Here is a 13,389-nt window from a genome sequence, read left to right on the forward strand (position 1 = left end):
AAGCCCCTGAGAGGCCGTTTGCGGGGACTTTGGCTCGGATGTGTAATCGGGGACGGTCCCGCTACTCCCGAGGACCCTTGGCGAAGCCGGGGCGGGTGGTCTTGACCACGATGTTGCCCACGGCGCCGCCACACGCATCCATGCGGGCGCGGATAATCTCGCGCATCATGGTGAGCTCCTGGGTCCAGGAGGCGCCATCCGTGTAAACGATGAGCTCATCGCGTTCGGCGACGTAGTGCAGGCCCGTGACGTGCTTGCCCTCGCGCGTGCCGGCGCACACCTTGTTCCACGCTTGGAAGATGACATGACGGCGCTCGGCACGGCGGAACTGCGCCTGTCGCTCGGGGGTGGCGCCGTCAAACAGGCGCATTTTCTCGGAGTTGATGAATTCGCCCAGGCCGGCCGTGGCCTTGAGGCGACCCTTCTTGGTCACTTTGCCCATGTCATTTCCCCTTCTCCTCCACGTGCGAATGTGCAATTTGCACCCGTCCCCAATTACACATCGCCGATGCGGATCACGCGGGCGCGGGCGAGCATGTCGTCGGCGAAATAGCCGAGGTTCGTGGTGGTGATCACCGTCTGGATCTCATCGGCAATGAAGCCCACGATGGCGTCGCGGCGGGCGGCGTCGAGCTCGCTCATCACGTCGTCGAGCAACAGGAGCGGATACCGCCCCAGGATATCGCGCGTCACCTGGACTTCGGCGATCTTCCACGCGAGCACGATCGAGCGCTGCTGTCCCTGACTCCCAAAGTCACGGGCTGAGCGGCCGTCGATGGTGAACAGCACTTCGTCGCGATGCGGTCCCACGAGCGTGCAGCCGCGGCGGAGCTCGTCCTCACGGCGCTGAGCGAGCACGTCCAAGAACTGAGCTGCGATCGCCTCGCGGCCGCCGGCCAGCTCCCCAAAGCTCGGCACATAGCGGACGTCGGGCTCCTCGTGCGGAGCAATGGCGCGGTAGACCTCGATGAAATGCTCGCGGATGCGCTCGAGTAGGGCCGTGCGATGCAGCAGCAGCTGGGCGCCGGTTGTGGCGAGCGACTCGTCCCACACCTCGAGCAAACCGGGAGCGTAGCCGTCGCGAAGCAGGTTGTTGCGTTGCTCGACCGTGCGCTCGTACGCGGCCAGCAGCTTGGCGTAGTTCTCGTTCAGCTGTACGCCAAAGGAGTCGAGCGCCTCGCGGCGGCGTGATGCGGACCGCTTGACCATGTCGAGGTGATCGGGGCAGAACAGCACGCTCGGCAGCACGCCGCGGATACCCGCGGCACGGGTCTTCTTCCCGTTGCGCGTAAACGAGCGTTTGCCCTCGGAAAAGTCGAGCCCCATCTCGATGAGGCGCCCCTCCCCCTCGAGCATCAGGCGGATACGGCCCGAGCCCTCGCCATCGCGCAGCAGCTCGGAGGCCGTGGGCTTCCTGAACGAGGCTCCCGCCGTGAGCAACTGCAGCGCCTCGACGAGGTTGGTCTTCCCCACGGCGTTGCGGCCCACGAGCACCGTGATGCCTGGGTCCAGCTCGATTTTGCGGTCATCGAAGCTGCGGTAATGGAGAACGGAAAGCTCCGTCGCGGCGATGGGCATGGGCGGTGGGGACTAGATGCGGACCGGCATGACCAGGTAGAGGTAGTTGATCTTGTCATAGGACTTGAACACGCCCGCCTGGTTGTAGCTCTGCAGCTCGAGCGTGATCTCCTTCTCGCGGGAGAGCACGTTCAGGCAACCGAAGATGTAGTGATAGTTGAACGCGATAACGCCGCTGGCGCCCTCGGCCTCGACCTCGACCGTGGCCGTTGCTGCATCCTGGTCGTTGGAGATGGCGGAGAGCATCATCTGACCGGTCTCGACGGAGATGTCGAACTTAACGGCAGAGTTGGCCTGAGCGACCGTGGAGACGCGCTTGAGCGCGGAGGTCAGGGCGGCCACGTCGATCTTGACCGTGGTGGCACAGGACGCGGGCAGGAGCGCCTTGTAGTTGGGGTACATGCCCTCGATGCGGCGGGCGACGTAGGTGGTGTTGCCGGCCACGAACACGACCTGCGTATCCGTGGAGCCAATCAAGATGGAGCCCTGGCCACCGGTGATGGCGAGCGCGTCGTTGAAGGCGTCGGCGGGCACGTTCAGCTCAAAGCTGCCTTCCAGCGAGGAGGTCTCGACCTGAGTGTCGCACACGGCCAGACGGTAGGAGTCTGTGGCAACGAGGCGGATCGTGTTGTTCTCGACGGTCATGTACACGCCGTTGAGGACCGGGCGGTTCTTGTCCGTCGAGGTAACGCGCCAAACACGGCCGACCATCTCGGTCAGGATGTTCGCGGGCAGCTCGACGGAGCGCTCGAGGGCGAACGTGGGGAACTCGGGGAAGTCGCCGGCGTCCAGCGTGTTCAGGCGGAAGGTGGAGCGCTCGCAGGTGATGGTCACCTGGCGCTCGGCCAGTTCAAAGGACACCGGCGCATCCGGCAGGGTCTTGACGATGTTGGAGAGCATCTTGCAGGGAATGACAACCTGCCCCTCCTCGTCCACGCGGGCCGCGATGCGATGGCGGATCGAGATGGTGTAGTTGGACGTCTGGAACTCAAGGACCCCGTCGGCGGCGCGCACGAGCACGCCGGAGAGGATGGGGAGCGTAGATGAGGGAGCGATGCCCTTCATCACGACGGCGATGGCATCGGAAAGGGCCGACTGGCTGACCGTGAACTTCATCTCTTTATTATTCCTCTCTTAAATATATATAGGTAATAACAGTAATAACGCAGTGGATGGTGTGGACTACTCTCGTTTGCCCAGGTGTTGGGCCGTTTTTCTTTCAACAATCCATTGTAGACAACGCGCTTGTTTTCCCCCGTGAGATATCCACCTATTTTCCCTCCACCGGTTTACGAGTTTTCCACCCAGGTTTTCCACAGGCTTCACCCATGTTTTCACGACGTGTTCTCACGACTTCAAAAGGATGGTGTTCTTGAGGTTCTGGATGTCCTCTACGATGCGGCGGTCCTCGCGCATCTTGTTCTCAACCACCTTGAGGGAGTTGAGGACCGTGGAGTGGTCTCGCCCACCGAATTCGGCGCCGATGGCCGGGGTGGTCATCTCGCAGAGGTTGTTGGCGAGGTAGACCGCCACGTGTCGCGCAAAGGCGATGTTTGCCGTGCGCCGCTTGCCCACGAGCTCCTCATGGCTCACATGGTAGAACTCCTCCACCACGCGCTGAACCGTGTCGACGTGGATGATCTTGTGCGCGGTGTTGAAGTAGATCTTGGCCACGCGGTCGATGTCCTCGGCGGTGAGCTCGGCACCTGCGGCCTCGCGCTCCGAGGAGAGGTTGGCGCAGCGCTCGCAGAAGCTCTCCAGCGAGCGGATGTTGTTGCCCGAGATCTCGGCCATGTGGCGCAGGTGCTCGTCGGTGAGCTTGCCCTCGGAGGAGGGCAGAGCCTGGAGCAGCGATGTGTCCACGTTCATGGAGGTGAGGTCCTCGTCCTGCTGGATGATGCTTTCGTAGTAGCGCTTGAGGATGACGTATTTCATCTCAAAGCCCGGCTCGGACACCAGGCAGAGCATGCCGCTGCTGAAGCGGCTGGTGAGGCGCTCGTCCATGGCAAGGTCCTTGGGCGCGCGGTCGGATGCCAGGGCGATTTTCTTGCCTTCGCGGATGAAGCTGTCCACGAGCTGGAAGAAGAACTCGACGGATGCCTGCTTGCCCACGATGTTTTGGACGTCGTCGATGATGAGGATGTCGGCATCGCGGTATTCGCGCATGATGAGGTTGCCGGGGCCACGCTGGGCGCCGAGCTCGTTCATGTAATCGTCGAGGTAGGCCTGAGAATTCGCGTATTTCACGCGGATGTAGGGCTTTTCTTTGGCCAGGTAGTTTCGGATGGCGAAGAGCAGGTGCGTCTTGCCCAGGCCCGAGTTGCCGTAGATGAATAGGCTCGGGCACTGCTGCGGCTCCTCGGCGTAGGCGGCGAAACGCATGGCGCTGTTGAAGGCGTGGCGGTTTTCGTCGCCCGCGACAAAGCTCGCGAACGTGTACTTGGCGTTGATATCCAAGGCAGCGGCGTCGGGTTCTGGGGTTGCGGCGGGCGCTGCCGCCACGGGGGCATGGGTCGCAGCAGGCTGTTGCGGCGCGGTGACGTTTTGGCGCTTGCCGGTGGGGTCCTGGCTGCGCATCTCGTCCATCATCTTGCGGAACGCTTCGGGCGAGACGGTGTTGCGCACCGTGACGCCGGACTTGGAGATGGGCTCGGACTTGGCGGGGGCGGCGACCGTGGGCTCGCTGGTTGCGACGGGTTCCGCCGGCGCAAACGGGCTTGCGGGAGCTTCGGTAAAGCTCGTCGGCACCTCGGCGGCTCTCTGCGGCAGGCCATCGCCTGCCGGCGCCAGAGACGCGGCCGCCGCCGTCACCGGCACCGTCGGTGTGGCCGCCGCCGTGGGCGTCTGCGTCTCACTCGGCGCTCCGCCCTCGGCTACCACCACGTTGAGGACCATGGGCATGAACGAGATCTCCTCGAGATAGCGCTCGATGAGCTCGCGCTGTTTGACGAGGTAGTTATAGGCAAATCGGCTGGGGACCTGGATGGTCAGGGATTCGTCGTCAAATCCCGTTGCCCCGCACTGCTCGAGCATGTTGATAAGGCGCGTCTCGCGGCCATCGCGGCGGCAAAACGCTATGACGTCGTCCAGGAGGATGCGCGCTTCGTTATCCATGTCTCACGATTCCTTCTCGTGTCGCGGTTGCTCGCGGTTGAATCCTGCGGTGTGCGTTGGGCGCTACTGCGCCCCCGTGCTCTGCTCGACCCAGGCCTTACCCATGTCGGTGAGCACATACTTCTGACGGGGCTTATGCACGAGGCCCGTGCTCGCCAACGCATCGAGCTCGCGTGACCACGTGGCGTCCGAGCGCCCGAGCGCGCGCGTGAGGTCGGTTGGTCCGCCCTTGCCGTTCTGGTAGATGAACAGCAGTGCCGCCGCGCCGCGCTCGCTTACGTATGGACCCTGCTGCGCGGGTGCGGCTGCAATCTGCGTGTATCCCTGGCCTGCCGCGCCTGCCTGCGGGAACCCGGGCTGGGGGTAACCCTGGTGTTGTTGAAAACCTTGCATGGGATATCCCTGTTGGTATCCGGGGTAGTAGGCGGGTTGCTGCGGGAATGCGCCTGGCACCCCGGGCATCTGGCCGTAGCCTGGCATAGCCCCGGGATAACCAGGTGCTGCCTGGGTTTGTGGGGGATACGGGGCCTGGGTCTCGACGGGCTGGTTCTCGGATGCGGAGGGCTGCGGATTTTGCATCATCGCGCCCGGGAATTGCGCACCGGGCACCACTCCTGCCGGAACCTGAGTTCCGGGAAAACCGCCGGGTTGGGCCTGGCTTGCGCCCTGCATCTGGCCGGCCATCATGCCGTAAGGCATCTGCCCTGGGTACGCTCCGGCTCCGTAGGGTTGTTGCGGATATCCGGTTTGAGCCGGGTAGGTTCCAGCCTGATACGCCCCCGCGCCCCAGGGATCCGTTGGGCTTTGCATGGGTTCCGCCTCGTGCGCGCAGCCGCTGCGTACGGCCGCTCCACGTGAAACAGCGTGCTCGAGTTCGGCTGCGCGTTTGGGGTCGACGCTTACGGTCACGACTGTCCCGGCGCCCAGGTTGTCCTCCACGGCTATCGCGCCGCCGGCGTTTTCAACATACTGCTGGACCATGGGCAGGCCCGCGCCCGTGCCTCGGATATAGCGCTTCTTCTCTCGGTCGGCGCTTGTGACGCCGAACTCGAATGCGCGCTCTTTATCTCCGATGCCCGGTCCCTGATCGGCAAAGCGGATGGTGTTGCCGTTATCCAGGATGGAGATGACGGGTTCTGAGAACTGTGCGTGGATGAAGTTCTCCACGAGCTCTCGAATAATCATGAGTGAAAGTTTTCCACCCTGCTCTTTCATGGTGCGGTAAACCGTGTTGGTAACGTCTTCGAGGTAGGTTCTCACGTCGCTTTGCTCGACCACGATTACGCGCGGGGTGGACAACATGTCGTCGTACACGGATATGCGGATGGTGTAAGAGACCTGGTTGGGCGCGTTTTCCACCGCATCGGCCGCAGTCGCGGCCGCGGATCCCCCAACGAGGTGCGTGTTGTCGGGGGCGGGGTCCCCGGAATCCACAAAGGGATAGAAATCTTCTGACATGCTGCATTCTTTCCACGATTGTCGTGAGCCTAGGATACCAGCTCACGGCCCGCGTATTCAAAACTTTCAACAAGTTTTCCTTCTGTGTTGAAAAGTGTTGGAAATCTCGGAAAAGTTATCAACAGACCTAGAACAACCTGTGGAAAAGTCGATGAAAAAGTCTGAAAGAATGGGCGAATGGTGAGAGGTGCTGTGAAAAGCACGCCAGGCTCCTCAGTAAACTATGCGCATTTCATGGTTCTGAGATTGACATTCGCGCACCGTATTCCCTACAATCTCCTAGCTCACGCGTATTTTTTCGAGTAGTCGAGTAGTCAAAACGCACCAGGAGGATGTTTACCATGAAGCGTACCTACCAGCCGAACAAGCGCAAGCGCGCCAAGACCCACGGTTTCCGCGCCCGTATGGCCACCAAGGCCGGCCGCGCTGTGCTCGCACGTCGTCGTGCCAAGGGCCGCAAGCGTCTCACGGTGAGCGACAACTAAGCTCTCATGCAGACCATCAAGTCCCATCAGGACTTCGAGCGGGTGTTCACTCAGGGGAAGCGCTTAAATCATCCTCTGATTCGCATGGTTATATGTGATTGTGTCAGCGAAGGCGATCCGGCTAGGGTCGCCTTCGCTGCTGCCAAACGGCTGGGAAATGCCGTTGTGCGCAATCGGAGCAAGCGCGTGCTGCGTGAGGCGGCGCGCGCCTGCTGCTTACCGGTCGAGGGTCGCGAGATCATCTTGTTCGCTACCCCGCGTACGCGCACGGCGTCTCCCGAGGATATGCAAGCTGCATTGCAGTCGCTGCTCCGCCGCGCGCACGCGAGCACGTCCGGGCTTAAGGATGGTTGTGAAGGGCGTGTTTAAGCGCGCCGTCATCGCTGCCATCCACTGGTACCAGCGGTGCGTTTCGCCCCTTTTGCCCGATGCGTGTATATACATACCCACCTGTTCACAGTATGCTGTTGAGGCAATACAGGCATATGGCGTGGTCAAAGGCTGCTGGCTCGGGCTGCGGCGCATTTTGCGCTGCGTTCCCACTCATGCTGGCGGCTATGATCCCGTGCCATAACTATCAAATTCTTAAGGTAAGGATTATTCGTATGTGGGACTGGATTGTTCAGATTCTCTTCCAGGCGCTCGAGCTCATTCAGCGCTTCGCAGGCGACTGGGGCCTGTCGATCATCATCCTGGTGGTGATCATTCGCCTGCTGCTGACCCCGATGATGCTCAAGTCCATCAAGTCGACCGCCCGCATGCAGGTCCTACAGCCCAAGCTTCTCGAGATTCAGGAGCGTTACGCTGCCGATCCGCAGCGTCAGGCCGAGGAGTTGCAGAAGTTCTACTCTGAGAACAAGTTCAACCCCTTTGGCGGCTGCCTGCCCCTGTTGATCCAGATGCCCATCCTGGTCGCGCTGTTCAACCTTTTGCGCGACCTTGGTCACTATTTCCCGGATGCGGCTGAGAAGGGCTTCTCCTTCTTCAACATCCTGCCGAACCTCGTCACTTCGCCTGCCCAGGCCCTTGCCGACGGTTTCGGTGCAGCGCTGCCGTACCTCATCGCGCTGATTCTGTTTGGCGTCCTGACCTTCATTCCCCAGATGTACATGACCCGCAACCAGACGGGCGCTCAGGTGCAGAGCACCAAGATGATGATGGTTGTCATGACTGTCATGATGCTCGTCATGGGTTGGGGTATGCCCGCCGGCGTTCTGCTGTACTACGACGTTTCTTCCGCCTGGCAGGTCGTTCAGCAGATCTTTGTGACCCAGAAGGTCATCGACAAGGCCAAGGCCGAGGAAGAGGCCCGCATGGTCAACGCCCCGATCGAGGTTGACGTTGTCCGTCACGAGCACAAGAAGCGCCCGCACAAGAAGCGCTAGTCACACACCTGGTATATATACCAATTAGGTACCTAACGATGGAGTTGGACATGTCTGAAGAGCTTATTGAAGAGATTCCGGCTGAGGAGTCCGTAGAGGAGATCGCCGGGGAGTATCCCGAGATCGCTCGTCGCTATAAGGCAGGCGAGGAGCTGACTGACGAGGAGCTCGACACTATTGCCGACGTGGCCATCTCCATTGTGCGCGACCTGCTTGGATTCTTCGATGCCGCCAACTCTCCCATCGATGAGTACGAGGGCGACGAGGGCGAGCTGATTCTGGACATCACCGCTCCCGACTTGGCTGTTCTTATTGGTCGCCATGGCCGCACGCTCGAGTCCCTTCAGACGATCGTCTCCCTCCTGGTGAGTCGTAAGCTTGGTTTCCGTTATCCGGTTTCCATTGATGTCGAGGGTTACAAGAGCCGCCGTCATGACAAGGTTGTTGGCATGGCACACTCTGCAGCTTCCCGCGCCGTTGCGCAGGGCCGCACCGTGAACCTCCCGCCTATGTCTGCATACGAGCGTCGTCTGGTTCACATCGCTCTGCGTGACGATGATCGCATTGACACGCACTCTGAGGGCACTGACCCTGAGCGTCGTGTTGTGATTACCGTTCGCTAAGGTGCTCATATACACCTGACAGCAAGGGGCGCTTATGCGCCCCTTTTTTGACTCAACTTCACGTTCCGTGGTTTTCAGTCATTGATTGGATTGATACATATGGTTAATGAAACGTCCCGAACCATTACGCTGCGCCCGTTTGACGAGTCTGTCGATGAGATCGCCGCTCTTGTCACTGAGGTTATCGGCTTTGCCTCTGAGCTCGACATCGAACTTGATGCTAAGACTGCCGAGCGTTGTGTGAAGCACCTTCTATATGTGAACCAGGTCAACCAGGTCATGAACCTTACTCGCATCAAGGATATTCATGACGCCCTGGTTCTGCATATTGTCGATTCTCTTGCACTGTATCGTGACCTTCCTGTTGAACCTGAGCATTTCCTTGATATGGGCACTGGCGCCGGATTCCCCGGCATCCCCTTCGCTCTTTATACTGGATGTTCTGGTGTGCTGCTTGATTCTGTTGGCAAGAAGATTGATGCAGTGAATGCCTTTATTGACGCTTTGGGTATAGATGATATTGAAGGCGTTCACGATCGCTGTGAATCGTATGCGATGAAGATGCGCGGTCGGTTCGACACTGTGTTTGCCCGCGCTGTTGGCCAGATGTCAATGATCATTGAGTATGGCACGCCGTTCCTCGAGGATGATGGTTATCTGGTCGTTGCAAAGGCAAATCCTGATGCCTCTGAGTTGAACCATGCTGAGAAGACTGCTGCCATTTGCGGTTTGGAGCTTATTGGCTGTGATGAATTCGACTTGCCTCGCGGACTTGGCCATCGCTCCGTTTTCCTCTATCAGAAGGTTTCTGAGCCTCAGATAAAGTTGCCTCGTGCAGTTGGTCTCGCTAAGAAGCAGCCCTTGGCCTCCTAGAGCGCTATTAATTCTGTTGACGTTGTTCCACGACCGGGTGTTTCACGTGAAACACCCGGTCGTTTTTTTGTGCTGGCGGTGCAATTTCAAACAATCCACCAGTTATTGAATTGCAAGCTGATAGACAGGCACTGCATGCACTTGTAATTGGATTCTTGTTTTGACTTATGGTGTGTGGTCGTATGCAAGAGCGGCTGTGCTCCATACAATGAGTAACTCTATATGATGATTAAACGCCTGTTGTTCTGAAGGGTAACACACGTTTAGTTTTCAATTGAGCAGTTCACTTATCATCATGATATGGGATGCTTGGTATCATTCTGTTCTCTAGAGCATCTATGCATATTAGTGTTAAGAATCAGTTGATCATTCTCGCTGCTTAGCGAAAGCTCGTATTTGAGATGAGTAGGACGAATTGATCCTATGTCCGGTTCGGCCTCAGGCATACGACGTGTCAGTGTGTTAAGGATACCGGTCATAATGTGTGGTCCGCACGCAATGTTAGATTGACGATCTCAGTAAAGTTACGTTGGGTTAAGCGAGATTTGTTCTCATGGTACAAAGTAGAGCTTGAATACTGGTTTCACGTGAAACATAATGGAATACAACCTTAGGTTTCACGTGAAACTTCACCTACAAGAGACCTGAAATGCAGAACAAATAGAAGATAACAGGAGGTAATGTGGGATTTCGCGACGTAAAGCGCTCGAAAAGCGCGAAACCTCTTCATACCATTGCAATCATCAACCAGAAGGGCGGCGTGGGTAAGTCGACCACGACTGTGAATCTGGCGGCTGCACTTGGTAAGCAAGGCCGTAAGGTTCTTATTGTTGACTTTGACCCGCAGGGAAACAGTACGAGCGGTATCGGTGTTGATAAAGAGGGATTGTCTCAGTGCATATATGATGCATTGCTTCATGATGTTCCTGCTGAGAACTTGATTCACGATACTGTGAGTGAGCGTGTCTTTATTATTCCCGCCACCATCCAGCTTGCAGGTGCTGAAATTGAGCTTGTTTCTGCAATGGCGCGCGAGACGCGATTGAAAGATCTCCTCGAACCGGTCAAAGACGAGTTTGATTTCATCTTTATTGACTGTCCGCCGTCACTTGGCCTTCTTACCATCAATGCACTTGCTGCAGCAGATAGCGTTTTGATCCCTATTCAATGCGAGTACTATGCGCTTGAAGGTGTTACCAAGTTGCTTGAGTCCATGCGCATGGTTAAGGGTCGCATTAATAAGGATCTGGATACGTATGGCGTCTTGATGACCATGTATGATTCGCGCACGTCGCTCTCAAACCAGGTTGTTGAGGAAGTTCAGAACTACTTTGGTGACATAGCGTTTAAGACCTGTATCCCTCGCTCCGTGAAGGTCTCTGAAGCTCCTTCGTACGGAATGCCCGTGATTGAGTATGCGCCTTCAAACAAGGGGGCTCGTGCATATATGGATCTGGCAAAGGAAGTGATTCGTCGTGCCTAGCCCCAAGAAGAAGCCGGCTCTTGGCCGTGGTCTTGGTTCCTTGATGGGTGAAGCTCAGTCTGAGACTGGTTATACAGCCACTGAGACCCAAATGTCGATTGAGGAGATTTTTCCGAACCCTAATCAGCCACGTACACACTTCAATGAGTCGGAGTTGGAAGAGCTGAGCGAGTCCATTCGTGAAAACGGTGTTCTCCAACCCCTGCTTGTTCGTAAAAATGGAAGTAAGTACGAGATTATCGCCGGTGAGCGACGGTATCAGGCGTCCAAGATCGCTGGACTTGATAAAGTCCCGGTTATTGTTAAGGACGTCGATGATCAGAAGATGCTCGAGATTGCTCTCATTGAAAATCTTCAGCGTTCCGATCTGAATCCAATTGAAGAGGCCAAGGGCTATCGTCAGCTTATCAAAGCCAGTGGGATGACGCAGGAGGCTTTGTCGAAGGCGGTGTCCAAGTCACGATCTGCCATCACGAACTCTCTGAGGCTTCTCGATCTGCCAGAGGCTGTTCAGCAGATGATGTATGAGGGAAAGTTGACCGCTGGGCATGCTCGCGCGATTCTTGCCGTTCCATTTGAAGAGGCTCGCATCAAGTTGGCTGAGAAGGTCATAGCGGAGGGTTTGTCGGTTCGAGCGACTGAGAATCTTGCTCCACTGTTTTCTGTCGGAGATGCGCCTCGGGCACCTCGTCCGGTTACTCCGCAATCGTACAAGAAGGCTGCACGTGTATTGCGTCAGGTATTTAACACGAACGTGAAGGTTCGTTCGACTCGCGGCAAGAACAAGATTGAAATCGAGTTTAAGGACGAGGACGATCTGCAGCGTATTCTCGCCTCTATGGTTGAATCTGAGTAAGGCTAGGCGGTTGTTGTGAAACGCTCTCACCAGGCACTGATCTTTGCGACCTCAATAGTTGCCGGTTTGGGGATCGGGTTGTATCTCGTGAATAAAACTGAGTTGGGTTCAGTTATTATGGGGAAACTTGAGCAGCTCAATCCGATTTCTCATGATGCGATGCAGACGATGAGTGAAGAGGTTGCAATGAGAACAGCTCAAGCAACTCATAATCCGAAGATCAATCAGGCTTGGGTCGAACGACAGTGGGAGGAGCTAGGATACTAAGGTACCTAAATAATATTCCATGCCATTGTCTGAGCCTAGGGAAATGACCAGACTTCACATGCGGTTATCGTCATGAAAAAAGACCACCCAAAACATGGGTGGTCTTTTTCGTATCTGAATGACCAGAGAGAGTGGAAGGCGAGTCACACGGTTTCACATGAAACGGTCTGATTGATGTTGCTCTTCCCTATCGAGCGCGGAAGCGGCGCTGCTTGAGCTGGCCGCATGCCGCATCGATGTCGCCGCCACGGGAGTTGCGGATGGTGGTCTCGACGCCGTGCATGGTCAGACGACGCTGCAGCGCCTCGACCTTCTCGATTGGCGACGGGCGGAACGGGCTGTCGGGAATGTCGTTCAGCTGGATGAGATTCACATGGCAAAGCGTGCCGGCACAGAAGTCGACAAGGGCCTGCATCTCAGGGTTGGTGTCGTTGATGCCGTCGATCATGGCGAATTCGTATGTCGGGCGGCGTCCGGTCTTCTCGACGTACTCCTGGATGGCCTCATGCAGCCGCAGAAGGGTGAACTTTTTAACGCCGGGCATAAGTTGATTGCGCGTGGTCTGAATCGCAGAGTGAAGCGAAATGGCAAGCGTGAACTGCTCCGGCAGCTCGGCAAAACGGCGGATGCCAGGGATGACGCCGCAGGTAGAGACCGTGAGGTGACGTGCGCCGATCGCGAGTCCCTCGGGGTCGTTCAGCATGCGAAGTGCCTCAACGGTGTTGTCGAAATTTGCAAAGGGCTCACCCTGGCCCATGAAGACGACGCTTGTAACACGCTCGCCGAAGTCACGAGAAACGTGGAAGACCTGGTCGACCATCTCTTGCGCGGTGAGCGAGCGGGAAAGACCCGCAAGACCCGTGGCGCAGAAGGCACAGCCCATGGCGCATCCGGCCTGCGAGGAAATGCAGACGGCCAGCTTGTTGCGATTGGGCATGCCGACCGTCTCAACAGAGACGCCGTCGGAGAATTCAAGCAGGTACTTGCGGGAACCGTCCTTGGAGACCTGCTTCACAAGCTCGGTGGGGACTTTGAAAGCAAAGGTTTCGGTGAGAGACTGGCGCAGGCCGGCAGGCAGGTTGGTCATCTCGTCAAACGAACAGACGTTCTTCTCGTGAACCCACTCGTAAAGCTGCTTGGCGCGAAACGCGGGCTGCCCGAGCTCTTTCATGAGCTCCTTGAGGTCATCGAGGTCGAATTGACGAATATCGCGAGAACGATTGGTGCGTTCCATTTGTCGCCTTTCGGGTGATGGGGTGATTGGCCC

General features: G+C 57.5%; 15 protein-coding genes. 9 read left to right on the forward strand and 6 right to left on the reverse strand.

All coding sequences use genetic code 11. From position 1 onward, the window contains the following. Nucleotides 1-61: 61 nt before the first annotated feature. The 5 genes from AOBCEHNH_RS05200 to AOBCEHNH_RS05220 all read right to left on the reverse strand — a co-directional run bounded on the left by AOBCEHNH_RS05200 (nucleotide 62) and on the right by AOBCEHNH_RS05220 (nucleotide 6,150). A complete protein-coding gene (locus tag AOBCEHNH_RS05200; protein WP_118272208.1) occupies nucleotides 62-442 on the reverse strand; it encodes a DciA family protein in 381 nt (126 codons plus the stop codon). Between the two features lie 53 nt (nucleotides 443-495). Further along, nucleotides 496-1,578 (reverse strand): DNA replication/repair protein RecF, encoded by a 1,083-nt coding sequence (gene recF, locus AOBCEHNH_RS05205; RefSeq protein ID WP_152063447.1) that lies wholly within the window; start codon nucleotides 1,576-1,578, stop codon nucleotides 496-498. 12 nt (nucleotides 1,579-1,590) lie between these two features. Then, nucleotides 1,591-2,694: a DNA polymerase III subunit beta gene (gene dnaN / locus AOBCEHNH_RS05210; protein ID WP_006723493.1), complete on the reverse strand. Its 1,104-nt coding sequence runs from the start codon at nucleotides 2,692-2,694 to the stop codon at nucleotides 1,591-1,593. A gap of 231 nt (nucleotides 2,695-2,925) precedes the next feature. Further along, on the reverse strand, nucleotides 2,926-4,692 hold the full coding sequence (locus tag AOBCEHNH_RS05215) for a DnaA ATPase domain-containing protein (protein ID WP_152063448.1): 1,767 nt from the start codon (nucleotides 4,690-4,692) through the stop codon (nucleotides 2,926-2,928). 63 nt (nucleotides 4,693-4,755) lie between these two features. Beyond that, on the reverse strand, nucleotides 4,756-6,150 hold the full coding sequence (locus tag AOBCEHNH_RS05220; protein ID WP_152063449.1) for an ATP-binding protein: 1,395 nt from the start codon (nucleotides 6,148-6,150) through the stop codon (nucleotides 4,756-4,758). Nucleotides 6,151-6,491: 341 nt separating this feature from the next. On the opposite strand from AOBCEHNH_RS05220, the gene rpmH reads away from it, so the two are divergent. The 9 genes from rpmH (at nucleotide 6,492) to AOBCEHNH_RS05265 (ending at nucleotide 12,122) form a co-directional block, all read left to right on the forward strand. Next, entirely contained in the window at nucleotides 6,492-6,635 is a 144-nt protein-coding gene (rpmH, locus tag AOBCEHNH_RS05225) for a 50S ribosomal protein L34 (RefSeq protein WP_039910401.1), read from the forward strand. 6 nt (nucleotides 6,636-6,641) lie between these two features. Continuing rightward, nucleotides 6,642-7,004: a ribonuclease P protein component gene (gene rnpA / locus AOBCEHNH_RS05230; RefSeq protein WP_152063450.1), complete on the forward strand. Its 363-nt coding sequence runs from the start codon at nucleotides 6,642-6,644 to the stop codon at nucleotides 7,002-7,004. Next, complete coding sequence (yidD, locus tag AOBCEHNH_RS05235; protein ID WP_118272202.1) at nucleotides 6,982-7,209, forward strand: membrane protein insertion efficiency factor YidD; 228 nt, start codon at nucleotides 6,982-6,984, stop codon at nucleotides 7,207-7,209. The genes rnpA and yidD overlap by 23 nt, the downstream gene beginning before the upstream one ends. Before the next feature lie 31 nt (nucleotides 7,210-7,240). After that, nucleotides 7,241-8,020, forward strand: a complete 780-nt coding sequence (locus AOBCEHNH_RS05240; protein ID WP_152063451.1) for a YidC/Oxa1 family membrane protein insertase — start codon at nucleotides 7,241-7,243, stop codon at nucleotides 8,018-8,020. A gap of 50 nt (nucleotides 8,021-8,070) precedes the next feature. Further along, nucleotides 8,071-8,643: a Jag family protein gene (locus tag AOBCEHNH_RS05245; protein WP_152063452.1), complete on the forward strand. Its 573-nt coding sequence runs from the start codon at nucleotides 8,071-8,073 to the stop codon at nucleotides 8,641-8,643. Between the two features lie 99 nt (nucleotides 8,644-8,742). Continuing rightward, nucleotides 8,743-9,516 carry a 16S rRNA (guanine(527)-N(7))-methyltransferase RsmG gene (gene rsmG / locus AOBCEHNH_RS05250; protein WP_152063453.1) on the forward strand — a complete coding sequence of 258 codons (774 nt, stop codon included), beginning with the start codon at nucleotides 8,743-8,745 and terminating at the stop codon, nucleotides 9,514-9,516. 682 nt (nucleotides 9,517-10,198) lie between these two features. Beyond that, complete coding sequence (locus AOBCEHNH_RS05255) at nucleotides 10,199-10,999, forward strand: ParA family protein (protein WP_006723484.1); 801 nt, start codon at nucleotides 10,199-10,201, stop codon at nucleotides 10,997-10,999. Between the two features lie 43 nt (nucleotides 11,000-11,042). Then, complete coding sequence (locus tag AOBCEHNH_RS05260) at nucleotides 11,043-11,855, forward strand: ParB/RepB/Spo0J family partition protein (protein ID WP_118272229.1); 813 nt, start codon at nucleotides 11,043-11,045, stop codon at nucleotides 11,853-11,855. A gap of 15 nt (nucleotides 11,856-11,870) precedes the next feature. Further along, nucleotides 11,871-12,122, forward strand: coding sequence for a hypothetical protein (locus tag AOBCEHNH_RS05265; protein ID WP_152063454.1), 252 nt, complete (start codon nucleotides 11,871-11,873; stop codon nucleotides 12,120-12,122). Between the two features lie 187 nt (nucleotides 12,123-12,309). On the opposite strand, the gene rlmN is transcribed toward AOBCEHNH_RS05265, so the two are convergent. After that, on the reverse strand, nucleotides 12,310-13,356 hold the full coding sequence (rlmN, locus tag AOBCEHNH_RS05270) for a dual-specificity RNA methyltransferase RlmN (RefSeq protein ID WP_152063455.1): 1,047 nt from the start codon (nucleotides 13,354-13,356) through the stop codon (nucleotides 12,310-12,312). Nucleotides 13,357-13,389 lie beyond the last annotated feature (33 nt).

The sequence above is a fragment of the Collinsella intestinalis genome (assembly GCF_902501455.1).
GTDB classification, from domain to species: domain Bacteria; phylum Actinomycetota; class Coriobacteriia; order Coriobacteriales; family Coriobacteriaceae; genus Collinsella; species Collinsella intestinalis.

Bases quoted from the DNA above. Each gene is read 5' to 3' on its own strand.
- AOBCEHNH_RS05200 (WP_118272208.1), bottom strand. From the start codon at position 442: ATGGGCAAAGTGACCAAGAAGGGTCGCCTCAAGGCCACGGCCGGCCTG.
- recF (WP_152063447.1), bottom strand. From the start codon at position 1,578: ATGCCCATCGCCGCGACGGAGCTTTCCGTTCTCCATTACCGCAGCTTC.
- dnaN (WP_006723493.1), bottom strand. From the start codon at position 2,694: ATGAAGTTCACGGTCAGCCAGTCGGCCCTTTCCGATGCCATCGCCGTC.
- AOBCEHNH_RS05215 (WP_152063448.1), bottom strand. From the start codon at position 4,692: ATGGATAACGAAGCGCGCATCCTCCTGGACGACGTCATAGCGTTTTGC.
- AOBCEHNH_RS05220 (WP_152063449.1), bottom strand. From the start codon at position 6,150: ATGTCAGAAGATTTCTATCCCTTTGTGGATTCCGGGGACCCCGCCCCC.
- rpmH (WP_039910401.1), top strand. From the start codon at position 6,492: ATGAAGCGTACCTACCAGCCGAACAAGCGCAAGCGCGCCAAGACCCAC.
- rnpA (WP_152063450.1), top strand. From the start codon at position 6,642: ATGCAGACCATCAAGTCCCATCAGGACTTCGAGCGGGTGTTCACTCAG.
- yidD (WP_118272202.1), top strand. From the start codon at position 6,982: ATGGTTGTGAAGGGCGTGTTTAAGCGCGCCGTCATCGCTGCCATCCAC.
- AOBCEHNH_RS05240 (WP_152063451.1), top strand. From the start codon at position 7,241: ATGTGGGACTGGATTGTTCAGATTCTCTTCCAGGCGCTCGAGCTCATT.
- AOBCEHNH_RS05245 (WP_152063452.1), top strand. From the start codon at position 8,071: ATGTCTGAAGAGCTTATTGAAGAGATTCCGGCTGAGGAGTCCGTAGAG.
- rsmG (WP_152063453.1), top strand. From the start codon at position 8,743: ATGGTTAATGAAACGTCCCGAACCATTACGCTGCGCCCGTTTGACGAG.
- AOBCEHNH_RS05260 (WP_118272229.1), top strand. From the start codon at position 11,043: ATGGGTGAAGCTCAGTCTGAGACTGGTTATACAGCCACTGAGACCCAA.
- rlmN (WP_152063455.1), bottom strand. From the start codon at position 13,356: ATGGAACGCACCAATCGTTCTCGCGATATTCGTCAATTCGACCTCGAT.